Genomic DNA, 23,793 nt, shown 5'->3' with positions numbered 1-23,793 from the left:
GATACCCGCAATTCCTGAATGGCAGTTGCGTTTGCCTGTACTTGTTCAGCCAAGCGGTCGAGCATCTCGTCGGTCCAACGCACCATAGACCTACTCCGATGGGGACTCTTTAGTCAGTCTACATCCTGGCGACCATTGGGATAATCGCATGTGAGAATTTGCATCAGTTGACGGATATCAGCCAGGATATTGCGGGTGTCCTGGCGCAGCTCTTCAATGCGAGTTTCCTGACGCCGGATGATTTCCATCATCAACGCTTACGCTTCCCGTAGCTCTCGAATAGCAGTAGCATTAACTGCAGTTTGTTCTCGTAGTTGCCGGATAGCCTTGGCCTTCGCTTCCAAACGGTTCATGGCGTCAGTGTTAGCCTGAGTGTGTTCTGCAATGCGGGCAACTATAGTTAAGCTGTTTAATATTGTTATATAAAAGACGTGTTGTTAGGGACAGAAGAAATGCCCAAGCCGTACAACTATGATTTGCGCAGGAAGGCCATAGAAGCTATCTTGAATGGCGCGACTATCGTGGAAGTTGCCTATTGAACGGTAGAAGGATGGCTCAGACAAGGGTCAGAAACAGGAGACGTTCACCCCAAGGAAGGCTATCAAAAAGGCCACGATTATAAACTGAAAGATCTGGAAGCGTTTCAGCAGTTTGCAAATCCTAGCCTAACTTAGCGAGAGATGGCTGCTCACTTCGTTGTAAGCCGTGCCACGATTTGGAAGGCCCTGTAAAAGATAGACGATACCCGTAAGACCCGCAAGAGCGACAGGCTTGTGGTGAATACCACCAGAGCAGGTGGTCTATATCGACCAGTCCGGCGTGGATTACCGGGATATTGGGCACCGAAGGGAAAAACCATCGTGGGGAACAGCTCATCAATCAGGGCATGTGAAATAGCCAAGCTGCTTCAGTTTGTTAGGGAGATACTGGGAGAATCCAAGGCGGGGCTAGGCCCTGCGACTCCAAAACATGACAAGGCTTAGCTATAGAACCATTCACTTGGATGAGCTACTGCGATACTCAGGTCGTTATCCGGTGGTGAAGTGAAAGACTTCTATAGCTAAGCTGCTTTAGCTTGTCAGAGAGAGGAGAGAAAACCCAAAGGCCAGGCCGTGCGCTGGGACTCAAGCGCTGACAACCATAGATGGCTTGGCTATACCAGCGATAAGTCCTAGGAAAGTTCCGGTATAGCTAAGCTGCTTGAGTTTGCCAAGGAGATGACAGGACAACCTAAGACGGGGCTACGCCCTGCGACCCTGAGACATGACAAGCATGGATGACCTATATTGGACAATCTGCGGCGGTGAGACAGGTCGTGGAAGCGGGCTGGGCGTCGATCCGTTTATCTACCAAGGTATTCCTTGATTTGAATCCGATTGATAAAACGGCGGGTCAGCCATGCGTGGAATTTAACCAAGCAAAACCTACGCTCTTTCGTAGATGAAGCTGTCTAATATTTATGTCAACCTTTGCCGGCTTAGCTATAGTACGTGTGAGCTGTGGAAACTTTTAGGGTGGTGGGGTTTTGGTGATTATGGGTGACCAGGGATTCGAACCCTGAACCAGCGGATTAAGAGTCCGTTGCGCTACCGTTGCGCCAGTCACCCACTGTTCCAACCGATTATGGTAGCGAAATCGGGGAACCCCTTAGAAGTCCTCTTCAGCGCCAGGGCTGGGTTTCCGCGCTGGCTTCGGCTCCGGTTTCTCCACTACCAGGGCTTCCGTGGTCAGGAACATGCCGGCGATGGAAGCAGCATTTTCCAAAGCGGTACGGGTCACTTTGGCTGGGTCTATAATGCCTGAGGCAATTAGGTCTTCGTAGGCGCCGGTCACGGCGTTGTACCCCATCGGTAAATCCATCTGCCGGACTTTTTCGAGAACAATGGCCCCGTTGACGCCACTGTTTTCGGCAATTTGTCGCAGGGGATAGGTCACCGCCCGCGCCACAATCTCCACACCGGTTCGCATTTCTGGGTCGGGGAGCGAGGCCGCTAGGGTCGGGAGCTGTTTGGCTAGATGCACGAGCGTCGCACCACCGCCAGGAATAATCCCTTCCTCAACGGCAGCCCGGGTGGCGTGCAGGGCGTCTTCAATGCGCAACTTCTTCTCCTTGAGTTCGGTCTCGGTGGCCGCCCCCACCTTGATCACTGCAACACCACCAGCAAGTTTGGCGATGCGCTCTTGTAGTTTTTCCCTGTCAAACTCAGAGTCAGTCTCGGCCAGTTCCTGCTTGAGTTGGGCAATACGGGCCTGCACCTGGCGCTGGGTGTCTTGACCGGCCACAATCACTGTGCGGTCTTTGCTGACGGTCACCCGTCGGGCCGTGCCTAGCATATCGGGTTGCACCTGGTCGAGCTTGAAGCCCAGGTCCTCCGCCAGGAATTGCCCGTTGGTCAGAATGGCAATGTCCTCTAGCATGGCCTTGCGCCGGTCGCCAAACGAGGGCGCTTTGATGGCACAGACGTTTAATACGCCTCGCATCTTGTTCACCACTAGAGTCGCCAGGGCCTCGCCTTCCACGTCCTCGGCAATGATTAAAAGGGGTTGCCCTAGGCGGTTGATCTTTTCCAAAACTGGCACCAGGTCGGCCACCGCGCTAATTTTTTTATCGGTAATCAACAGCCGCACGTTCTCGTACTCGGCCACCATGTTCTCCTGGTCGGTGACCAGATAGGGGGAAATGTAACCCCGGTCAATTTCCATCCCCTCCACGACTTCCAGCTCGGTTTGCAGGGATTTGGATTCTTCCACCGTAATCACCCCGTCCTTGGTCACCCGGTCCATGGCGTCGCTGATCATCTGGCCCACTTCGGGGTCGTTCCCCGCCGACAGGGTGGCCACCTGCTTGACCATTTCTCCTGCCACGGGCCGGCTGGTCTCCCGAATTTTCTCCACAAGGTAGGCTACCGCACGGTCGATTCCCCGCTTGAGATTGACTGGGTTTGCGCCCGCCGATAGGTTTTTCATCCCCTCAACAATCATGGCCTGGGCCAGCAAACAGGCAGTGGTCGTGCCATCCCCGGCCACATCCGCTGTCTTTTCGGCCACCTCCTTGAGCAGTTGGGCGCCGGTGTTTTCCATGGGGTTGCTCAGTTCGATTTCCTTGGCAATCGTGGCCCCGTCGTTGACTACCTCCGGCACGCCGAATTTTTTCTCCAGCACGACGTTGCGGCCTTTGGGCCCCAGGGTCACTCGCACGGCATCGGCTACGGCATTGACCCCCCGCTCGAGAGCCTGGCGCGACGCCTCGTCAAAGCTGATCAACTTCACCATAACGCTCGCTGTGCCTGAATGACTCCATCGCCTATGGTAGCATCCCCTAGCACTCGCCGATTGAGAGTGCTAATTTGCAGGGGCGCCGTCCCTGGCCTACCATAGATGAAGCGAGTCTTCAGATTTTGTCGGCATGAATGTTTTGAGTTCGTTGACTGTCCCGTTGCGGCGTCCAGCGGCGGAGCCAGCCCGCCCCCAGCAGCGCCCGATTACCATCAAATCGCCCCGGGAGATTGAAATTATGCGGGTGGCCTCGCGGATCGTTGCGACCGTGTTGCGGGAGATCAGCGAGCTGGTGAAACCAGGGATGACGACGCTGGATTTGGACCGCTATGCGGAACAGCGCATCCGGGAATTGGGGGCAACCCCCAGCTTCAAGGGGTATCATGGGTTTCCGGCCTCGATCTGCGCCTGTGTGAACAACGAAGTGGTTCACGGTATCCCCAGCGCCAAGAAGGTGCTCAAGCCGGGGGATATTTTGAAGGTGGATACGGGGGCCTGTTACCAGGGGTTCCATGGGGATTCCTGCATTACGATTGCGGTGGGGCCGGTTAGCCCGGAGGCGCGACGGTTGATGCAGGTGGCGGAAACGGCCCTGTACAAGGGCATTGAACAGGTCAAGGCGGGCAATACGTTGATGGACATTGCAGGGGCCATCGAGGACTACGTGCGCTCCCAGGGCTACCGGGTGGTGGAGGATTTTACGGGGCATGGGGTGGGTCGCCATCTCCATGAGGAACCGTCGGTGTTCAATTACCGCACCAACCAGTTGCCGAACGTGAAGCTACGGGCGGGGATGACGCTAGCAATTGAACCGATCGTGAATCAAGGGTCAGCTAAGACCCGCATCCTGCGGGACCGGTGGACGGCGGTGACGGTGGATAACAAATTGTCGGCCCAGTATGAGCACACGGTGCTAGTCACGGAGACGGGGTACGAGATTCTAACGGACCGGAACTTTTGAGGCGCATGCTGGAAATCCCGGTGTCGCGGCCTGTCATCGAGCGGTTGGATTTGCGGCCCGTGTACCAGGTGTTGCCGCCGGACCAGCCCCCAGCGCCGGAACTCCAGGTGCGGTTTGCGATTGACTTCCCGCGAGACCCCACCGACCCACGGGAGTTGTCGGAGGTGCCGGAGGTGCGTCTGTGGTTTATCCGGCTGGATGCTCGTTATCCCTGGTTGCCTTTGTTTCTGGATTGGCAGCAGGAGTTAGCCCGCTACGTGGCCATGCTAGTGCCGCACCAGTTCAGCCCTCGGGAAGGGATTCAATTTAACCCAGAGGCGCTCGATATTTTTTTGATGGGGAAGGTGTTTTATCTCTACCACTGGCTGCGGCAGCAGGGTCGCGAGGGGGAAGGCAAGCTGATGCAAATGGTGGAAGTGCTGGGCTATCAACTCGACCCGGCCCTGTTTCATCTCCTAGCGGCCACCGAATAGGGTCGCCAGTTTCTTTGCTATACTGGTATTCGTTCCGATGATCCTTGAGGACAGGTAAGCCCGTCAGTCATGGTTTGACTGATGGTTTTTTTTTGGGGCTAGCGAACAGACGGGCATTGGCGTATCAGACAAACTACAGGGAACTAGCGCTTTGCCGATATACTGGTCAAGCGTGGCGAAGTGTGAGGAAGGAGTGATTGAACAGAAACAGGCGTGGCGCCGGCGGTATTGGCCCTGGTTAGGTCTGTTGTCGTTTGTGGGCGCTGGCAGCATGGGTTTTCTGGTCGGTGGCTGGCTTGCATTGCGGTTGACGCCGCCTCGACCCCTAGTCTCGGAAGCCACAGCCGACCCGCTGAACGTCGAATCCCCGCAAGCAGTGGTTTCCCCCCTGATCTACAATGTTCGCACGGCACCGCCAACGACTTACGATCCGGACCTGCAGGCGGTAGTGCAGCAGATGGTGGCCTGGGTGCAGCAACGGGGATTGCCCACCGCCCATCTGTCCATCACGCTGATGGATGTGAGTCGTCCAGAAGCGCCGCAAATTGCGGGGTACCAGCAACAGGTGTTGCGCTATCCCGCCAGTGTGGTGAAGTTGTTTTGGCTGGTCATGTTCATGGCCTACCAGCAGGCGGGGTTACTGAGCGGGGAGCCGGTGCCGCCTACGGAATTGACGGCCATGATGCAGCTATCGAGCAACGATGCCGCCAGCCGGGTCGTGGATGCAGTGACTGGCACCGAATCGGGGGATGCCCTCTCGCCGGAAGCGTTTACCCAGTGGAAACAGAGACGGGAGCAGCTCAACCACTTTTTCCGAGGTGCAGGCTACGGCTACCTCAACCTGAAGCACAAGAACTTTCCCATCTATGCCTGGGGCTATGAAGAGCCGTGGGGTCGGGAGCTGCAACTGCGCGGGGGAAACCAACAACCCAGCCGCAACCAATTGAACACGTGGCAGACCGCCCGCTTGTTGTACGAAATTTACACCCTGCAGGCGGTTTCCCCCCTGGCCAGCCAGCGCATGCTAGAGTGGATGACCCGCAGCAAGCCGTTGCCCGGTTTTCTAGGGGCGGGTCTGCCGCCCGACGCTCAGGTGATGGGCAAAGAGGGGCACACCAGCACCTGCCGCCACGATGGGGTGATTGTCCGGCGCAGCGATGGCCGAATAGCCTTTGTCCTAGTGGTATTTGGAGACGACCCGGCCTACAGCGCTGATGAACAATTCTTGCCGGAACTGGCCCGTATGGCGTGGCTGGCCATGAATCAGCGTTCGGGCAGGTACTAAAGTCCAGTCAAGGCAATTGTCTCACCCTGTCCTAATTTCTGGTTCTATAGCTATCTGACATATAGAATAAGGCTGATGGGTCACGAAGCGATGTCTATGCCTCGTAGCACGGACCTGCGTTGGGAAGCCATTGAAGCTATCCTGGGGGGCGCTAAGCCAAATGCTGAACATAGGGTATCGCACTTTAAACGTTGGCTCAAACAATGGTCTGAAATGGGTCATTGTTTACCAAAAGGGGCATAGTCATAAGATTAAAGACTTAGATGAATTCCGCAAGCTTTTTGACCCAAAAGGAAATGGCGGCTAGTATGACGATTTGCGGAGCAGTCAAGAAGATAGGCTGCATTCTCCTACCAAGAACAAGATGAGCAGGAGCAACAGGCATATCTGGAGAGCATGAAGGATGTGAAGTCGGAAGGATTGGGGATAGACCAGCGAGTAGTCTATGAGTATGGTTAGGGTGAGAAAGGTGAAAGGGTTTATGGGAAATGTGAAAGAGTGAGTATGAGGGGTGGCTAATCGAGCCATTAACGTGGATAGGGAGCTTTAACTTGGTTGCATCAGTGGTTAGGTTGTCATCCTCTAGGTCGCAGGGTGCAGCCCCGCATTTGATCATTTGATTTTTCTCTCATCTCTCTAACAAACTGAAGCGGCTTAACTATACCGGTGATTGGGCCTGGCAAAAGGATGGTGATGGACAATGCCAGTTTTCACCAGTCAGCGGCGGTAAGATGGGTAGTACAGCAGAGAACATTTGGGTTGTCGTCTTTGAGAGGCAACCCAGCCAGGGTTCTAGTTTCTACCTATGTCAAGCATTCTGTGTTCAGCTATAGAAGCGGCTGGGTATCGGTTAGTCTATTTACCAAGATATTCACCAGATTTGAATCCGATTGAGCGGGTATGGTCTCGGCTAAAACGGCGAGTCGGTGCAGAACCTACGTTCTCTCGTGAATAAAGCTGTCTGTTATGTCAACCTTTTTCATCTTAGCTATATCACCGGCTAGACCCTGGTTGTGGATGGGGGGCAGATATTGCCAGAATCCCTGGAAGCGCCGCAGTCGATTTAAGTTACCCGGTGGTTGTTGGGATAGGGAATAATAGCGCCGGCCCACTGTAACTTTTCCCGCAGGATGCGGTAGTAGGAGTAGTTTTCCTGCAGGATGATGAAATGGGCATCCCGAGGCGCGCGGCGGACATCCACCCGCTGGCCCGGCCAAATGCTGGTAGCCAAGACCCCGTCCATCCACAATTTGGTACTCAAATCCCGGTCCTGTAGGGGCCAGATGCTCACCACAAACGCCGGTGGTAGGATAATCGGGCGACTGGACAAGCTCAAGGGACAGATAGGCACCACGGCCATCGCTTCCATGCCAGGGTGGAGAATTGAACCGCCAGCCGACAGGGTGTAGGACGTAGAACCGGTTGGCGTCGCCACAATCAACCCGTCGCCCTGGTACTGGTCCACCACTTCCCCGTCCACCTCCACCTCCAAGACACAGGTGGGGAGCCGTTCCACACTCGCCGGTTTGACCGCCATCTCGTTCAAGGCCCAGAACACTTCGCTGGCCGGTTCCCCAGGGCGCTGGTTCCCCTGGAATAGTTGGGCCTGCACCATCATCCGTTTTTGCACGGCATAGCGGTCCTGGCGCAACCGCTCCCACACCTGCTGGGTATCCTTCAACACCTCCGCCGGTTCGGTGAGAAACCCCAAGCGCCCGCCGATATTCACCGCTAGGATGGGGATGCCTTCGCTGGCCAGATGCCGCGCGGCACCTAAGGCTGTGCCGTCGCCTCCAAGCACTAGCGCCAGGTCAATCCCTTGGGTGGCGGATGCCAGAAACACGGGGTAGGGGTTATCCTTCGGCCCGCTTGGCCCCAACAGGACCCGCACCCCCTGGGCGGTCAACTCCTGCTCGCAGCGGATTGCCCAGCGTTTACTTTCTGGGTCGTTGGCCTTGTAGGTGATAATGACCTGCTTGAGCTGCACCGGCCATCCCTCCACTCCCTCTCCCATCATGACATGCGGTCGCTAAGAGCCGACAGCGGCAAAATCCAGCCCGTTCCCTAAGGCCTCTACTGGTCGTCAAGCTACGGAAAATGGGGCTGTGCGCTGCGACCCAGAGGATGACAAACGAAGATGACTGAACCATCAGCGGGAGAACCAAAAACATCAACCAGTCCCGCCTTTGGAGATTGTGGCCACTTCCGTGAGAATCGCAGCGCAGCGCTGGATCATGGTTTGGAACTGAAACGGGCCTAGGGACTGCTGGGCTTTTTGGCGGTACTGTTGCCGGAGTTCCGGTTGTGTCAAACAGTCCCAGAGAACGTGACGCAGGATGTCGGGACGGTGGGGAGGAATCAAACGCCCGTTGTAGCCATCTTGGATGAGCTCCGGCGTTCCCCCCACCGCTGTGGCAATCACTGGCAATCCCACCGCCATCGCCTCCAGCACCACGTGGGGCAAACCTTCATAGGTGGAATTCAGCACCAGCACGTCACAAGTCTGCATCAGCGCGAGCAACTCTGGCAGGGGCTTTTGACCAGCAAAATAGACCCGTGGCGTTAACTCCAACGCCTGCACCTGTTGCGCTAAGCGGTCCTGCTCCGGCCCCGAACCCACAACCACTAACCCCACGTCCGTCAAGGGCGCAATCGCGGTGATGATTTCATCCACCTGTTTCCACGGCACTAAACGCCCGGCGGTGAGCACGCGGTAGCGCGTCGTCAGGGGGTTGACCACCGTTGGGAGCGTCGAGGGCAGGGGCATCGCGTTGTAAATTACGGCGATTTTTTCAGCCGGCACGCCCCACCCGCGCACGAGCCGCGCCAGGTAGTGACTGGGAACAATGACCCGCTGGGCCTGCCGCAGCGCTTGGTTGCGCCAGTGGCGAAATAGTCGCACCCGGAAGTCCCGTTGGGGCGCTTGGAATGTCTCGAGATCCGCCTGGGTCCACCGCCGGCGCACCGCCCGCTCCCAGGTGCTATCGCCTACAACCTTGGCAACCCAGGGTTTGTGCAACCGCCGGCACACCTGCGCTGCTTCCCACAGCAACCCGTTGACATAGACCACATCGGCTGCAGCGACATGGAGCGCGAGGTGCCTCTGGTAATACAAACTGCGCAGGAGCCAGGGCACGCGCCGGTTCAGTCGCACTACCGGAAAGGGCCAGCACGCATCCGGCCCTGTCAAATGCTGGGGTTCGCTGCTAGTGACCACCTGGACGTGATGCCCCAGGGCTTGCAACCCTTGGGCAATCAGCGGGACGTAGGTGGCGGGTCCTCCCACATCTGGCGGGAAAATCCCCGTGACAATGCACACCCGCATCAACTGCGCAGGGTCACCGGATAGGTTTGCACCAGCGCCTGTCGCACCCGTTCATGCACCGTCTCTACCTCCGCATCGGTCAACGTCCGGTCCGGCGCCCGATAGACCAACCGGAACGCTAAGCTGCGTTGTCCTGGCGGCACCCCTTCGCCTCGGTATTCGTCAAAGAGCCACACGCTCTGGAGCAGGTCACCTCCGGCTTGGCGGATCACCTGGAGCAAAGCCGCCACTGGCACAGACACATCAGCAAAGAGCGCCAAATCCCGATCCGCCGCCGGGTAGGGGGAGTAGGGTTGAAAGCGGGTCAACGTCCTCTGCAACACCGCCTGGGTCAAACACTCCATATCCAGCAGCAGCATGTACACCGGCTCGGGAATCTCCTGCGCCTGACAGACCTGCGGGTGCAGTTGCCCAAACAGTCCCAGCCGCTGTTCGCCCAGGCGTAAAAGCGCTGTTCGCCCTGGATGGAACCGTGCGTCTTCGCGGTACTGGGTCCACAATGGCTCCACCTGCAAACCCGCCAGGATTCCCTCCACCAACCCCTTCGCCTCATACCAGGTGATGGGCTCTTTGCGCAGCCAGTGGGAGCGCGTCCCTCCCCAGATGGCGCCTAGTTGTTCAAACTCCCGTTCGGTCGCCCCCTGCTGGACAAACACCCGTCCCAGTTCAAACCCCCACAGCGGCCCGTTTTTCTGGTGGATGTTATAGGTGTACGCCTGGAGTAGGCCCTCGAACAAATCGGTGCGTAACGCGCTGTACTCCGCCAGCAAGGGGTTGCTCAGCTGCAGGTCACCCGTTTTCACGAGCGAGTAGTGCATCAGTTCGTTCAGGCCATAGCCGCGACAGAGTTCCCGCACCCGCTGGCGCACCTGTTCGTGGGGGGGATAGCCGCCTACCTGTCCCGTCCCCGGCAAGGTATGGGCGAAGTGATCGTATCCCACCAGGCGCGCAATTTCCTCGATCAGGTCAATTTCCTGTTCCACATCCCGCAAGCGGTGGGGGGGCACCGTCACCCGCCAGCCCGTCGCTTCAGGTTGCAGGTCAAACCCCAGGACCATCAGGGTTTTTTCCACCTGGGCATCGTCTAGCGCTCCCGTCGTCAGGTCTCCCAACACCGCCTGTACCCGTTGGCGACGTAACCCAATAACGCGCGGCTGGGTCTGGCGCTGGTCCCACTGGGCAACGCCCACCACCTTGGCGCCCGCGTAGGCCTGAAGCAGTTGCACCGCCCGTCCCCAGGCCCGTTCCAGGTCCGCTGGATTCACGCCCCGTTCGTAACGCGCCGCCGCCTCTGTCCGCAGGCCCACCGACCGCGCCGAGCGTCGCACCGTCGGGGGGTCAAAAATCGCCGCCTCCAGCAGCACGTGGCGCGTCTGGTCCGTCACCTCCGTCGCTGCGCCCCCCATCACACCGGCAAGAGCTACAGGCTGGTCATTGGCCGTGATGACTAGGGTTTGGGACGTCAGGGCGCGCGTTTGACCGTCCAAGGTGGTCAGGGTTTCCCCAGGGCGGGCCAACCGCACCCCCAGGGTCAGGGTTTTCTTGCCAGTTTCTCGGCGCAGCGCTTCGGCATCGAAGGCATGGAGCGGCTGACCCCACTCCAGCAGCACGTAATTGGTAATGTCCACCACGTTATTTAACGAGCGGATCCCCGCTTTCTCCAGGCGCTGGCGTAACCAAGCAGGCGCTGGCCCTATCTCGACCTCGCTGAACTCCGTCCCCCAGTACGCCGGACAACCTTCAGCAATCGCCAGTTTGACCTTGCTCGGGGGTTTGGGGATGTCGGGAACCGCCGGCAAGCGTAGCGGCACACCGAAGAGGGCAGCGACTTCCCGCGCCATCCCCACCATGCTCAAGGCATCGGCGCGGTTGGCCGTCGAAGCCACCTCCAAAACCACATCGTCCAGTCCCAGCAACGGGCGCACATCTTGCCCCACCGTCAAATCCGGTTCTGTGAAAATGTGAATCCCCGCCGAATTTTTCTCCAGCCCCAGTTCCGCCAGGGAACAAATCATGCCGGCAGATTCCACGCCCCGCTTGTTGGCCCGTTCAATTTTCAAGTCAATACAAGGTAAATACGTCCCCACCAAGGCGACAGGGACCAGCGCTTCTGCTCGTACGTTGGCCGCCCCGCACACGATGGTCAAGGGTTCCGTTTGCCCCACATCTACCTGGCAAACGCTCAACTTATCGGCGTGAGGATGGGGGTCCCGCCGCAGGACGCGCCCGACGACGACGCCTTCAGCCCAGGTGCGCCGGTCTTCGATGTGTTCCACCTCAAACCCGGCCAAGGTCAACCGTTCCGCCAATTCCGTGACGGTCACCTCCGCCGGCAAATCCACCAATTCCCGCAACCAGTTCAGGGAAACCCGCATATACGCCGCGCCCAATGCCACTGCTATTATAGGAGCCATGTTTCCAGCCTAGGGAACCACCAGCAGGGGTTGGAACGTCTTTCCCCCAGTCAGTACAATGAAGGCGAATGCAGGCAAGGAGTCAGGATGAAAGGTTTGATTCGTGGTGGGTTGGTACTTGGATTGATGTTTGGGCCGGTGATGGGTTTGCCTCCCCAAGTGTTACCGGTTTTGGCCCAGGGGATGCCGACCAAACAAATTGCTGAACAGTTGCAAACGGTGCCGGTGTTTACCCTCATCGATGGCAGTGGCAAGCAGATTCTCACGGCGACCGTCAAAGAGGGCAACAAGGAGAAGGTGGTGACATTTTTCTTTTTCAATCCCCAAGACGCCCAAGAGGCGCTGAAACAGGTGCAAAGCCGCAACCCCGATGTGGCCAAAGGGGCGCGGGTGCAGGTGGTGGGCCTGGACAAAGCCTACGAACTGGCGAAAGCCGCCCAGAAGGATGAAAAGTTGGAAGTCAGCTTTCAACCCGACAAGTCCCAGCAGGAGGCGGCGCTCAAAATCCTGCAGGCGGAAGGGCAAAAACTGGACCGGTTTCCAGGGATTCCCCTGTTTTTTATCACCGGCGGTCCGCAGCAGGGCCAGCTCACTATCCAGGTGCAGGACCAGAAGGGAAACAAGGAAGAAGTTGCGCCCATGTTTTTTAGCCGGCAGGATGTGGATAGTTTCTTAGCCGAACTGCGCAAGCGCGACCCGAAAATAGCCGAATCGGCCAGGGTGCGGGTCAGCAGTCTTGACCAGTTGGTGGCCCTGATGGAGCAAAAAAACGACCCGCAACTCCGGCAGCTATACTTTGTGCCTGCAAGTAGCGCCATTCGGTTTGTCCAGCAACAGCAGGGCAATCGTCCGGCCCAACCGCAAGCGACGCCAGCGCCGCGACCCCAGGCAACGCCCTCGCCTCAGCCACAGCAGACGCCACCGGCTGCCCGGCCTCCAGCTTCACCCGCGCCGCAACAACCTCGATAATGGTCCTACGGGACTGGTGGCGGCAACAGCAGCAGCGTTATCCAGAGCAAGCGGCGGAGTTGGACTGGCTTGTGCGCGCGGTCACCGGCTGGGACACCTTGACGCTCCGGTGGGGCGACCAGAACGGCAGGGAGTTTTTGCCCCGTCTCCAATCCCTGTGGCGCCGGTATCTGCAAACCCGCGAGCCTGTGCAATACCTGGTGGGCTGGGTGACCTGGCGGGACATGGACCTACAGGTAGCCCCTGGGGTGCTGATTCCCCGCCCCGAAACGGAACTGCTGGTGGACATCGCGAAGGAGTGGGCTGAACGCTGGGGGTTGACGACCGGGCCTTGGGCGGATTTGGGCGTCGGCAGTGGGGCGATTGCCCTAGGACTGCTGCGGGTGTTGCCCGGCATCACCATGCACGGGGTTGATTGCAGTGCCACGGCGCTCGAAATCGCGCGCGCCAACGCCGCTCGCCTCCAGCTCATGAGCCGTCTCACGCTTTATCAGGGGTGCTGGTTTGAACCCCTGGTCGCTCTACGGGGGCAATTGCGGGGGATAGTGAGCAACCCGCCGTACATTCCCACCGGGTTACTGGCAACGCTTCCCCCGGAGGTGCAGCACGAACCCCGCTGGGCGTTGGATGGGGGGCCTGACGGTCTGGTGCCTATGCGGCATCTGGTGGCCACCGCGCCCCAGTATCTCCAGCCTGGGGGTCTCTGGTGTGTGGAGACCATGAGCGGGCAAACGGAGGCGGTCGTTGCTTTGCTGGAACAGCAGGGCGGCTATCGCGACATCCAGACCTTTCGGGACTGGGGCGGGCATGACCGGTTTGTGCTGGCGCGTTGGAGTGGGTAGATGCTGGTCAGCTTTCCCAGTTTGGTTTTGGCGGCGCGGGCGGGTCATGTCGTAAGTTTTCCCACTGACACCGTGCCAGCGCTGGCCGTTTTACCAGCCTATGGCGACCGAATCTACCAGTGCAAACGTCGTCCGCCCGACAAGCCCCTGATTCTCATGGCGCCTGACGTAGAACTGTTTTTGCCCTGGATTCAGCCCACACCGGACATTCCCTGGCGGGAGTTGGCGCAGCGTTACTGGCCAGGCGCTTTGACCATCGTTCTACCCGCCAGCGACCGGGTGACCCCTGCGATTAATCCCCAGCAGACTGGCACGATTGGGCTGCGCATCCCCGACCATCCCCTAGCTCTCAGCCTGTTGCAGCAGGTGGGCGTTCTGGCGACCACCAGCGCCAATCTCTCCGGCGAATCCCCGCTGCTTACCGCTCAGGACATTCACGCCCAGTTCCCCGACGTCTATGTGTTGCACACGGTCAACGCTGGTTCAGGGCAACCCTCGACGGTGATTGCCTGGCAGGACGGGCAATGGCGAGTGCTGCGCCAGGGAGGGGTGCAGATATAAGGCATCTTTATACCGTAAAGTTGCAGGCAATGGTGAAATGGTAACGCATTTGACTGAAAGGGTGCCTTGCCATACATAGCGAAAAGTAATCAATGGGTCTGATCGGTCAGGGTCTAGCGGTGGGTAAGTTAGGCATGGGGCGAATGAAGCCCCGCTTATCCAAACGGTTTAGCGTAGGAGTGTGTCATCATGTCTGCAAGTCTGAAAGTCAAGTTGCTCCAGCACCTGGCGAAGAAAAACGCCAACAAGGGGTTCACCCTGATCGAGTTGCTGGTAGTGGTGATTATCATCGGCATCCTGGCGGCAATTGCCCTGCCGTCCTTCCTGGCACAGACGGCTAAGGCTAAGCAGTCGGAAGCACGCACAACTCTAGGCTCGTGGGTACGGTCTCAAAAGGCTTTCCGTACCGAGTATGGTAGGTGGGGGGCATGGACAGAGCTAGCTTTGGGCCTGCCTACCGACACTAAGAACTACAAATATGAGATCACGTCCGCAACTGACGCTGATGCTTCAGTCTTGGCAGGGACTAGCAAGCAGAGGGATCTCAAGAGTTATGCTGCTGGTGTGGCTTTCAGGACTAGGGTGGTTGAGGGGGAAACTATTCAGGAGATGCCTGACGTAATCTGTGAAGCGAACTCTCCTGGTACTAACACAATCTCTATCCCGTCTAATAACATAACTGCGGAACCTCCTACCTGTCCAAGCGGCACCAGGAATATTCGGGGATAATTCTTGGGTTGTCCAGCAGTTTGAGTACGGGGTGAAGGCGGTTCGGTTGAAATTGTTTTCATTGTCATTCGTCAGCCATAGCATAGGTCAGTGCAAGGGCGGTCAGAGATGGCCGCTTTTTTTTTCACCCGTCAATCTTCTCTGGGTCAATCCCCTGGCTGCGCAAGTAGGCGGCTAACCGTTCCGCCCGTTGCCGTTCTTGCTCGACCTGTTGAACCCACTCTACCATCGTCTTGAAGCGCTCTCCTGTTGGGGTGTAGATGACCAGTTCATCCGGCTGACAGGCAAAGCGAATCCCCAACCGCGGACTGACCCATCCATCCAGTGACTCCAACGGCTCCAGCTCCAGCCCACGCCGCACCAAACCACTCCCTTCGTTGATTTGCGGGTCGTAGATGTAGTACTCTTCCACTCCGTAACGCTCGTAAAAGTCCAGTTTTTTGACCATCTCCGTCAGGCGATTCCCCGGTGACAGGATTTCAAAGACTACCTGGGGTGGAATATTGTCTTCTTCCCACTGCCGATACGACCCCCGTTCCCCCTTCGGTCGCCCAAACACCACCATCACATCGGGTGCCGTGCGAATCTCTGGATGCCCTTCGACCGGATACCACAGCAAATCCCCCGCCACAAACACATCCGACCGCTCGGCAAACAACCACTCCAGGTTCTCTTTAATCAGCACAATCCACCGAAACTGCAGCGTGTTGTCCGCCATCGGTCGCCCGTCTCGCTCCGGGTAGATGACAGTGGGCTTGGCAGTTGTCGTCATCCGTCCCAACCTCCAATCTCCTCTGGATTAATCCCTTGGCGGCGCAAATACGCCGCTAACCGCTCCGCACGCTGGCGCTCGCGTTCCAACTCGGTTTGGGTTTGGAGCAATTGCTGCTCCGTGCGCTGCAATTCCTGGGCGAGTTCAACTGTCGTCTTGAACCGCTCTCCACTAGGGGTATAAATGACCAGTCCATCCGGATTTAACTCAAACTTGATACCTAAACGCGGACTGACCCACCCATTCATATCGGCAATCTCGTCCAGCCCGTCCGGTCCCCTCAAAAACCCACTGAATTCATGACTGTTTGGCTCATAAACATAAAACTCCTCCACTCCATAGCGCTCATAGAACCGCCACTTCCTAAGCATTTCGAGTAACCGATTCCCCGGCGACAGGATTTCAAAGACCACCTGGGGCGGGATGTTGCCTTCTTCCCATTGCCGGTACGAACCCCGTTCCCCCTTCGGTCGCCCAAACACCACCATCACATCCGGCGCCGTGCGAATCTCTGGATGCCCTTCGACCGGATACCACAGCAAATCCCCCGCCACAAACACATCCGACCGCTCCGCCAACAGCCACTCCAGGTTCTCCTTAATCAACACAATCCACCGAAACTGCAGCGTGTTGTCCGCCATCGGTCGCCCGTCCCGCTCCGGGTAGACAACCCCAGGCTGCACGGCTGTGGTCCTCATGCCCTCTCCCAAAACCCTGCACCGGTCCTATCTCCCATCTCCACTATAGGTCGCCCACCGGTTCGTTAGGATGAGGTACGGTGGCAACGGGGAAAAGTCACAGGTATGGACGTTTTGATTATTGGGGGCGGCATCATTGGGCTGAGCATCGCGGTGGAATTGGCCAAAACCCACAAGCGCGTGGGAATCGTAGATGGCGGTTTGACCGGCACTGCTGCGACGGCGGCGGCAGGGATGCTCGCCCCTGGTGCGGAACAGCTCCCCCCTGGACCCATGCGCGACTTTTGCCACGCCAGCTTAAAACTTTACCCCGATTGGATTCAAGAACTAGAAGACTTGACCGGTCAGGCCACCGGCTACTGGCCCTGCGGTATCCTAGCACCGGTGGTTTCACCAGAACCAGGCCACCACACGGGCATCTGGCTGGAGCGTTCAGCGCTCGACGAGCGACAACCAGGTCTTGCTCCCCAATTCGTCGGCGCCTGGTGGTATCCTGACAACGGCCAAGTGGATAATCGTCGTCTCACTCAGGTTCTCCGCCAGGCGGCCCAACGGCTTGGCGTTCGCCTGTTTCCCCAGGAAACTGTCACCCGCATCGCCCAGGCCCAAGGCCGAATTACCCATGTCGTTACCCAGCACGCCTCCTATCAGGCGGATCATTACCTCCTGGCCACCGGCGCTTGGACCGGCAAACTGCTCAACCTGCCCGTTTATCCCTGCAAAGGCCAAATGCTGGCGCTGCAAATGCCCACCGGTCAGCTCTCCTTGCAACAGGTCATCTACGGTCCCGCCTACTTGGTGCCACGCCAGGACGGACGGCTCATCGTCGGTGCCACGAGCGAAAAGGTGGGTTTCCTTGACGGTACGACCGCCGGTGGACTCCATGACCTGCTGCAGCGCGCGATGGGCACATACCCTCTGCTCCGGGACTGGCCCTTGGTGGAAACCTGGTGGGGCTACCGGCCCGCCACCCCTGACGAATGTCCCATCCTTGGCCCGAGTCCCTGGCCCAACCTCACCTTCGCCACCGGTCACTACCGCAACGGCATTCTCCTGGCCCCTATCACGGCTCAAGTCATTGCCGCTTATCTCAACGGCCAGCCCTGGCCGCAAACCCTGAACTTTTGCCGTTGGGAACGCCTAGCTACTTCGCTCGAACTGCTGTAAGGCACCCCACCCAGACTTCGCCCCAACCCAATCGTTAAAAACTATTAAGATTTTCGGGGTCGGACTTGTGGATAAGTTGTGGATAAGTCGGGAAAATCTGTGGATAAGTCCGGCCTTGGCTGTGGATAATTTGGGGATAACTCGGGGCGCGCTGTGGATAAAAAAGGGGGGTTGTGGATAACTTGAGATTTTATCCACAGATTATCCACAGGTTATCCACAGGGGGCGAAACGGCAAACCCCGTCCCCATCGGCTGTCCACAAAGTTATCCACATATCCACAGGCCCTACTACTATCTATCCCATAGAAATTTATGATCAAGACAGGAGGAGGAGGGACGCTGGGGGTAGCGAGGTCGCTTTACGTTCGGTTACACTGACGCTATGCATTGGACTTGTGCTCAAAAAGACCTGAGCAACCATCTGAGCCTTATCAGCCGCGCTGTTGCCAACCGACCTGTCAATCCCATCCTGGCCCACGTGCTGGTAGAAGCCAAAGCCGACGATAACGAGGTGGTCTTGAGTGCTTTTGACCAGACGTTGTATTTACAAAGCTGGATGCCAGCCCAGGTTTATGAACCGGGAAGTATTACCTTGCCGGCCAAGACGTTAGAGAGTTTGATTGCCCGCTTTCCGGACGCGGACGTGGATGTGGAGGCGAACCACCTGCAGGTGACCTTGCGGGCCTGGTGCGAGCGCGATGGCAAAAAGGATACGGTGGCGGGTCCCTATCAGCTTGGAGGCTTGGCGGCGGCGGATTTTCCTAGCTTGCCTACGGTCAACGCCACGCCAATCAACTTGGAGCGGGAGGCGTTTTTGGCGGGACTGCGGGGGGTCTTATTTGCCGCTAGCACCGATGAAACCAAGCAGATTCTCACGGGGGTGCATCTGCAAACGCGGGGAGAGGTCTTAGAATTTGCCGCAACGGATGGCCACCGGTTAGCGATTGTGGAAACGGCGTTGACCACCCCGACGCCCGTGCCGGTGCAGGCGACGATTCCGGCGCGAGCCTTGCGCGAAGTGGAACGGCTGCTGGGCAAGTATGAAGGCGACGTGGTGCAACTGGCGTTGGAACCCCATCAGGCGGACTTCCGGTTGCCAAAGCGGGAGGGGGAAGGATGCCAGCAGCGCTTGGTGACCCGGTTGCTGGATGGGATCTATCCCAACTACCGGCAGTTGTTGCCCAAGCAATTTGCGCGGCGGGTGCTGGTGGAACGGGAACGGTTGACGCACGCGCTGGAGCGGCTGGCGGTCCTGGTGGGGAATCGGAATGTCGTGAAATTCCTCCTGGATTTGGATAACTTGACCCTGACGACCGAAGGGGCCGAGCTGGGACAGGGGCAAGAGCGCATCGCGGCTGACATTGAAGGAGAAGCGCTGGAGGTGGCCTTCAACGTCCGCTATATCCTGGAGGGGCTGAAGGCCATGAACGCTTCCCAGGTGCGAATCCAGCTCAATTCCGCAACGGCCCCCGTCATCTTTTCGCCCCTAGGAGAAACCAAAATGCTCTATCTGGTGATGCCGATTCAACTGCGGGGCTAGGGGGGTTCAAACAGCGGCGGCCACAGGTCAGCAATCGGGAACGCCCAGCCCGGCAGCAGTTCTGGGACAGCGAGCACATCTCCGTCTCCCACGCGGCGTACTTCCACCCAGCGCTGCTCCGGGTCCACCAGAATGCCTACGCGCGTGCCCTGCTCCAGGAAGCTGTCAATTTTCCGACGTAGATCGGCCACCAAATCAGGCGCTAGCTCTACAAAGCCTAAAGGACTGCGGCGCAATCGTTCGGCGCGGACAAAGGACACGTCGGGAGCACGTACATCAGCGTTGGGGAGTACAAATCCGGCGCCTGAACCGGTCACCCGCCCCAAGCGGCGCGGTCTGACCCAGTTGGCCAACTGGCGCACTAACTCCGAAGCCACTTCCTCAGACATATAGCCGGATGGACGCATGACGAGAATATTCCCGTTGATCAACTCCACCCGGTAGTCGCTTCCCAGCTTGGCTTGTACTTTAGGTCCGTCAATGTCAAGCGCATGCCGAGCCAGACGCCGCTTTTTCTGTATTTGGTGTACTCGGGACCGCCATCGGTGATAGGGATATGGCCGCTACCCAGACCGCCTCCAGATTGCTCTGGAATAATCTCCGAGTAAAGGCATTCACCTAGTAGAGTAAAATGGGAGCGAGCATGGGCCAATTTGTGCCAATGGTGCGAACTGAACTGCGGAAGTTCCTGCGTTATACTGGTTGAACTACACAGGCCGGTGCAAAACCTATGGACCTTACCATCAGCAAGGGGTTGGGACGCTATCAGCAGACTGACTATCACGCGATTTTGGGCGTGCCTTTAGACGCAGGACCCCAGGAGATTCGTCGGCGGTATATGCGGGTTGCCCGCGCACTGCACCCCGACACCACCAGCCACATGAGCGAAGAAGACCGGCAAATGGCCGCCCAAATTCTCTCCCGCCTGGTCAATCCCGCCTACGAAAAATTGTTTGACGATAAGGTGCGCGCCGAACACAATCTCATCCTCAAGCTCATCGGGCAACGGGTGGCGCAAGAGACTTTGCCCTTTGAAACGGAGGCGGCCAACCAGCTCGCCCGCCAGCCCGACCCCGAAGCCTACTACCGGGAAACCCTCAACCAGTTAGCCGAGCGCCAGTTTGCCGTTCCCCATGAGACGGTGCAGGTCATCAACGAAATCAGCGAGTTGAACCTGGCGCTCCTGCGCTGGCAATACGCGGGGAACACGGTGGCCTTTGTGAATCGTCCGACTTCTCCTGCACCGGCGGTCGCAACGCCCACCCCTGCGACATCACCGGCTCCCTCTCCTGGACCAGCCAAGCCCGAAGCTCCCAGCCGGCCTTCCTTCCTTGACCAGTTCTATAATCGGGCGGAAGAGTTGGTGCGTTTGAAAAATTACCCAGCAGCCCTGCGAGAGTTGGACGACGCTTTGAAACTCGACAGCGGCGACCCCCGCTGCTTGAGCCTCAAGGGCTACATCTATCTGCAAACCAACCAGTTGAAAATGGCCAAGATTCATTTTGAGCGGGCGTTGAAGCGAGACCCGGGTCATCCCCGCGCAGTCGAGGGCCTAGAGACGGTAGAGAAGCTCCTGGCCAAACAGGCCAAAGAAAGCGAAACCAAGGCCAAAACCGCAGCGCCCAAGAAAAAGGGGTTGTTTGGCCTGTTCGGTAAATGACGTTCCAGCCCCCCACCGGTAGCCGGGACCTATTGCCCCTAGAGGTCGTTCAGAAAACTTGGATTCGGGAACGATTGCAGGCCGTCTTTCATGCTTGGGGCTACCAACGGGTGGTGACGCCTACGCTGGAGCGGCTCGATACGCTGGTGGCGGGGGGACGGGTGCGCCCCGAATGGGTGGTGCAAATCCAAGACCGGGATGGGATCTACGGCCTGCGTCCCGATGTCACAGCGTCCATTGCCCGGTTAGCGGCCAGTCGCTGGAGCCAGATTCCCCACCCCCAACGCCTGTACTACGTGGCCAATGTCTTTCGTCGTCACCCCCAGCGGGGCCATTGCCAAGAGTTTTACCAAGTGGGGGTGGAATTGTTAGGCGCCGGTGGACTGCTGGCTGATGCTGAGATTCTCCGGCTGCTGCAGGATGCCCTGGCATCGCTGCAATTGCCTCCCTGGCGGCTCATTCTGGGGGATGCCGGCTTGACCCGCAGTTGGCTGGAGCAGTTCCCAGCGGTTTGGCAAAGGGTGGCAACCCAGAGTCTCGTCCGTCTCGACCGGGTGGCGCTCCAGCAATTGCCTGACCCCTGGCGGCAAAAGGCCCTGGGCTGGTTGGACCTGCGCGGGGCACCGGCCACCGTGTTTCAGCGCTTGAGCGGTTGGGAGTTGACACTGGCTCAACGCCAGCGGGTGAACCATTTGAAAATGCTGGTAGAACTGCTGCCGTCGGAATTGCCGCTGGTGGTGGATTTGAGCCTGGTGCAGCCGTGGGATTACTACACCGGAATTGTGTTCCAGGTGGCGGTCACCCAGGGCCACACGGTGCGGCTTGTGGGTCAAGGGGGGCGTTACGACGACCTGATTGCCGCTTACCATCCCGAGCACAAAGCAGTGCCGGGGATTGGGTTTTCCTTCAGCCTGGAAGCGCTGTACCAGCAGCTCTTGCCCCTAGGCGTTCTACCCCAAGAAACTGCGCCGGCGGACTGGCTAGTGATTCCCGTGGACGACAGCGCCTACCGGGCCGCGTTGGACTATGCCCAGCAACTGCGGCGCCAGCATCCCCACAAGCGGGTGGAACTGGCCCTGGACCCGGCATCGCCCCGTCCCTGCCGCCAGCGGGTGTGGGTGGACGTACAAGGCCACGTCCGTTTTCAGCCCCCAGAGCTGGTCTGTTGAGTCAGGGGGGGTTCTGCTGGTTCCGGTCGCAGGGGAATCGTGAAGTGGAACTTGCTGCCTTTGCCGCGCCCTGCGGATTCCGCCCAGATTTGGCCCCCCAGCCCCGACACGATTTGCCGGCAAATGGCCAGTCCCAATCCCGTCCCTCCCACCGTGCGCCGCAGGGCCTCCTCCTCCTGGTAGAACCGGTCAAATACGGCCTGCAACTGGCTGGGTTCGATGCCCCGCCCCGTGTCCGCCACCACCACCTCCAACATATTCCCCTCGATGACCTGCGCCCGGATCGTCACCCGTCCCTCCGGCCCCGTGAATTTGCAGGCGTTGTCTAGCAACTTGACCAACACCTCAACAATCCCTTCGCCGTCGGTGCGCAGCAGGGGCAAATCTGCCGGCAACTCCACCTGAATTTGTGGCAAACACTGGCGATGGGAGCGCAATTGGGCTAGGGCCAACTCCACACATTCTGACAACGTAATCGCCTCGGCTTGCCACTGCACTCGCCCGCTCTCTAGCCGCGAGAGGGTTAAAAAATCCTGGATGAGCTTGTGCAGGCGTTCGGCATCCGCCATGGCGGCATTCAACATCTCCTGCCGGATTGCCGGCGGCATTGCCGGTTCCGTCGCCAGGCTTTCCAAACAGACCTGGATGGTGGACAGGGGCGTGCGTAGCTCGTGGCCAATGATGGCAATCAAGTTAGTTCGCGTGCGGTCTAGGGCCGCCAACTGCTGGTTGAGTTCCTCTAAGCTCTTGTAGGCTTGGGCCTGTACCACCGCGAGTCCCACCTGATTGGCAATCGCTGTCACTAGCGCCAAGTCCACCTCCCGCCAGGCGTAGGGCTTCTCTCCGCAGTAATGCAACTCCAGCATTCCCATGAGCATGCCCTGGTGGATGATTGGCGCCATCAACCATGACCGCACACGATATTGCTGGAGCCGTTGCAGGAGCAGGTCATGGCCCCGCAACTCCGGCGCTGTGGTGACATCGTTCAACCCAATCGCCCGGTCCCGCCCGATTGCCAGGCCAAACAGGGGATTGTCCTGCAAGGGCCAGTCCACTCCTTTGAGAGAAGGCACCCCTGGCGCCGTGTACTCGTACTCAATCCGAGCCGATGCATGGTGGGAACGACAGCGGTACAAAATGCAGCGGCATTCGTGAAACGTTTGCCCCAATTCCTGTACGGCGATGGGAAAGATTTCCTCTGGGTTCAACGTCTGGCGAATCGCCCCCGTAATCAAGTTCACCAACCGTTGCTGTCGTTCCTGGTCGCTGAGGGCGCGGTAGGCCTTGAGAATTTTATACTGGCTGGATTGCAGGTAGGTAACCAGTCGTTCGACAAAGGGGCCAGGATGAATGCCAGGCAAGGGGGTCGTCGCCGGAGCGGTCAACTCGTAGCGTTGCAACACCTGGTGCACCTTCTCCCGCAGGCGGGGTTGGTAGTGGAGAACCCGTTGCAACAGCAGGCGAGCGGCCGTCTGGCTCACGACCCGGTCAAACGTCCAAATTCCCTCAAACCGGCGAGCCTGGTCCATCAGGGGGGAGTCGCTCAAGCGCTCTCGACACACCAAACAAGCGGCGTAATGTGTCCCCAGCACCACCAAATGCCACTCCTGAGCCAGCGGGTCGTCCGGGTGAAAGGCAATGGTTTCGTAAGGCTCCTGCACCTGGGCAAAATCGGTCTCTGGCGCCGCCAGCACATAAATCTGGGAACTGTACTGGGCCAGTTGCCGGTAACGACGAGTTTCCTGTCGGTAGTAGCGCTCCTTTTGGAAATTGGCAATCACCAGCGGGTCATCCTGACTCCCCAGCACCTGGTCCTCCATCGCATGGGAGAGGGCCGTCAGGGAGGCTTTGAAATAGATTTGGGGCCGCAAATGGGGATGCGCCTGCAGTAAATCCTGCAACAGGGAAGGAAGAAACTCCATGCCCAACCGGCCATGCACCGTTGTATTTT

Annotated in this window: 19 protein-coding genes, 1 tRNA gene and 3 pseudogenes; 13 read left to right on the top strand and 10 right to left on the bottom strand. The window is 58.4% G+C overall.

All coding sequences use genetic code 11. The features are described 5' to 3' along the window. Nucleotides 1–113: 113 nt before the first annotated feature. From NZ705_10670 to groL, 3 genes are all read right to left on the bottom strand, one after another. Complete coding sequence (locus NZ705_10670; GenBank protein MCS7293410.1) at nucleotides 114–251, bottom strand: hypothetical protein; 138 nt, start codon at nucleotides 249–251, stop codon at nucleotides 114–116. 1,284 nt (nucleotides 252–1,535) lie between these two features. Further along, a tRNA-Lys gene (locus NZ705_10665) sits at nucleotides 1,536–1,607 on the bottom strand. Between the two features lie 40 nt (nucleotides 1,608–1,647). Further along, the gene (gene groL, locus NZ705_10660) at nucleotides 1,648–3,273 is read right to left on the bottom strand and encodes a chaperonin GroEL (protein MCS7293409.1); all 1,626 of its coding nucleotides are present in this window, start codon (nucleotides 3,271–3,273) and stop codon (nucleotides 1,648–1,650) included. 133 nt (nucleotides 3,274–3,406) lie between these two features. Between groL and map the strand changes: the two genes are divergently transcribed. The 4 genes and pseudogenes from map to NZ705_10640 all read left to right on the top strand — a co-directional run bounded on the left by map (nucleotide 3,407) and on the right by NZ705_10640 (nucleotide 6,929). After that, nucleotides 3,407–4,237 (top strand): type I methionyl aminopeptidase, encoded by an 831-nt coding sequence (gene map, locus NZ705_10655; GenBank protein MCS7293408.1) that lies wholly within the window; start codon nucleotides 3,407–3,409, stop codon nucleotides 4,235–4,237. Nucleotides 4,238–4,242: 5 nt separating this feature from the next. Continuing rightward, nucleotides 4,243–4,710: a CRR6 family NdhI maturation factor gene (locus tag NZ705_10650; GenBank protein ID MCS7293407.1), complete on the top strand. Its 468-nt coding sequence runs from the start codon at nucleotides 4,243–4,245 to the stop codon at nucleotides 4,708–4,710. Nucleotides 4,711–4,882: 172 nt separating this feature from the next. Beyond that, nucleotides 4,883–5,995 (top strand): class A beta-lactamase-related serine hydrolase, encoded by a 1,113-nt coding sequence (locus tag NZ705_10645; protein ID MCS7293406.1) that lies wholly within the window; start codon nucleotides 4,883–4,885, stop codon nucleotides 5,993–5,995. Between the two features lie 829 nt (nucleotides 5,996–6,824). Further along, a pseudogene (locus NZ705_10640) lies at nucleotides 6,825–6,929 on the top strand (transposase). Nucleotides 6,930–7,058: 129 nt separating this feature from the next. Here the strand turns inward: NZ705_10640 and NZ705_10635 are convergent. The 3 genes from NZ705_10635 to pheT all read right to left on the bottom strand — a co-directional run bounded on the left by NZ705_10635 (nucleotide 7,059) and on the right by pheT (nucleotide 11,695). Then, on the bottom strand, nucleotides 7,059–8,012 hold the full coding sequence (locus tag NZ705_10635) for an NAD(+) kinase (GenBank protein ID MCS7293405.1): 954 nt from the start codon (nucleotides 8,010–8,012) through the stop codon (nucleotides 7,059–7,061). 153 nt (nucleotides 8,013–8,165) lie between these two features. After that, entirely contained in the window at nucleotides 8,166–9,320 is a 1,155-nt protein-coding gene (locus NZ705_10630; protein MCS7293404.1) for a glycosyltransferase family 4 protein, read from the bottom strand. Then, nucleotides 9,320–11,695 (bottom strand): phenylalanine--tRNA ligase subunit beta, encoded by a 2,376-nt coding sequence (gene pheT / locus NZ705_10625; protein ID MCS7293403.1) that lies wholly within the window; start codon nucleotides 11,693–11,695, stop codon nucleotides 9,320–9,322. Before pheT ends, NZ705_10630 begins: the two co-directional genes overlap by 1 nt. Before the next feature lie 126 nt (nucleotides 11,696–11,821). Here pheT and NZ705_10620 point away from each other — a divergent pair, with 126 nt between their 5' ends. The 5 genes and pseudogenes from NZ705_10620 (at nucleotide 11,822) to NZ705_10600 (ending at nucleotide 14,835) form a co-directional block, all read left to right on the top strand. Continuing rightward, complete coding sequence (locus tag NZ705_10620) at nucleotides 11,822–12,703, top strand: hypothetical protein (protein ID MCS7293402.1); 882 nt, start codon at nucleotides 11,822–11,824, stop codon at nucleotides 12,701–12,703. Beyond that, the gene (prmC, locus tag NZ705_10615; GenBank protein ID MCS7293401.1) at nucleotides 12,703–13,545 is read left to right on the top strand and encodes a peptide chain release factor N(5)-glutamine methyltransferase; all 843 of its coding nucleotides are present in this window, start codon (nucleotides 12,703–12,705) and stop codon (nucleotides 13,543–13,545) included. Before NZ705_10620 ends, prmC begins: the two co-directional genes overlap by 1 nt. Beyond that, nucleotides 13,546–14,106, top strand: a complete 561-nt coding sequence (locus NZ705_10610; protein ID MCS7293400.1) for an L-threonylcarbamoyladenylate synthase — start codon at nucleotides 13,546–13,548, stop codon at nucleotides 14,104–14,106. A 189-nt stretch (nucleotides 14,107–14,295) separates the two neighbouring features. After that, a pseudogene (locus NZ705_10605) lies at nucleotides 14,296–14,463 on the top strand (type II secretion system GspH family protein). A gap of 3 nt (nucleotides 14,464–14,466) precedes the next feature. After that, nucleotides 14,467–14,835, top strand: a pseudogene (locus NZ705_10600) (type IV pilin-like G/H family protein). Between the two features lie 124 nt (nucleotides 14,836–14,959). On the opposite strand, the gene NZ705_10595 reads toward NZ705_10600, so the two are convergent. Together NZ705_10595 and NZ705_10590 are read right to left on the bottom strand one after the other, a co-directional pair. Beyond that, complete coding sequence (locus tag NZ705_10595; GenBank protein MCS7293399.1) at nucleotides 14,960–15,607, bottom strand: Uma2 family endonuclease; 648 nt, start codon at nucleotides 15,605–15,607, stop codon at nucleotides 14,960–14,962. Beyond that, nucleotides 15,604–16,305: a Uma2 family endonuclease gene (locus tag NZ705_10590; protein ID MCS7293398.1), complete on the bottom strand. Its 702-nt coding sequence runs from the start codon at nucleotides 16,303–16,305 to the stop codon at nucleotides 15,604–15,606. The genes NZ705_10595 and NZ705_10590 overlap by 4 nt, the downstream gene beginning before the upstream one ends. A gap of 105 nt (nucleotides 16,306–16,410) precedes the next feature. Here NZ705_10590 and thiO point away from each other — a divergent pair, with 105 nt between their 5' ends. Further along, entirely contained in the window at nucleotides 16,411–17,472 is a 1,062-nt protein-coding gene (thiO, locus tag NZ705_10585) for a glycine oxidase ThiO (GenBank protein ID MCS7293397.1), read from the top strand. 383 nt (nucleotides 17,473–17,855) lie between these two features. Continuing rightward, entirely contained in the window at nucleotides 17,856–19,013 is a 1,158-nt protein-coding gene (gene dnaN / locus NZ705_10580; GenBank protein ID MCS7293396.1) for a DNA polymerase III subunit beta, read from the top strand. Here dnaN and NZ705_10575 read toward each other — a convergent pair. Beyond that, nucleotides 19,010–19,468 carry a Uma2 family endonuclease gene (locus NZ705_10575; protein ID MCS7293395.1) on the bottom strand — a complete coding sequence of 153 codons (459 nt, stop codon included), beginning with the start codon at nucleotides 19,466–19,468 and terminating at the stop codon, nucleotides 19,010–19,012. The genes dnaN and NZ705_10575 overlap by 4 nt on opposite strands. Before the next feature lie 275 nt (nucleotides 19,469–19,743). On the opposite strand from NZ705_10575, the gene NZ705_10570 reads away from it, so the two are divergent. Then, nucleotides 19,744–20,673 carry a J domain-containing protein gene (locus NZ705_10570; protein ID MCS7293394.1) on the top strand — a complete coding sequence of 310 codons (930 nt, stop codon included), beginning with the start codon at nucleotides 19,744–19,746 and terminating at the stop codon, nucleotides 20,671–20,673. Next, a complete protein-coding gene (locus NZ705_10565; protein ID MCS7293393.1) occupies nucleotides 20,670–21,842 on the top strand; it encodes an ATP phosphoribosyltransferase regulatory subunit in 1,173 nt (390 codons plus the stop codon). The genes NZ705_10570 and NZ705_10565 overlap by 4 nt, the downstream gene beginning before the upstream one ends. On the opposite strand, the gene NZ705_10560 is transcribed toward NZ705_10565, so the two are convergent. Beyond that, the coding region (locus NZ705_10560; protein MCS7293392.1) for an ATP-binding protein at nucleotides 21,818–23,793 on the bottom strand (1,976 nt) is incomplete at its 5' end. The two genes, NZ705_10565 and NZ705_10560, sit on opposite strands and share 25 nt — an antisense overlap.

This window comes from Gloeomargarita sp. SKYB120 (assembly GCA_025062155.1).
GTDB lineage: Bacteria > Cyanobacteriota > Cyanobacteriia > Gloeomargaritales > Gloeomargaritaceae > Gloeomargarita.
Note: the sequence above shows the minus strand (reverse complement) of the source record. Positions and strands in the feature narration are given on the sequence as shown.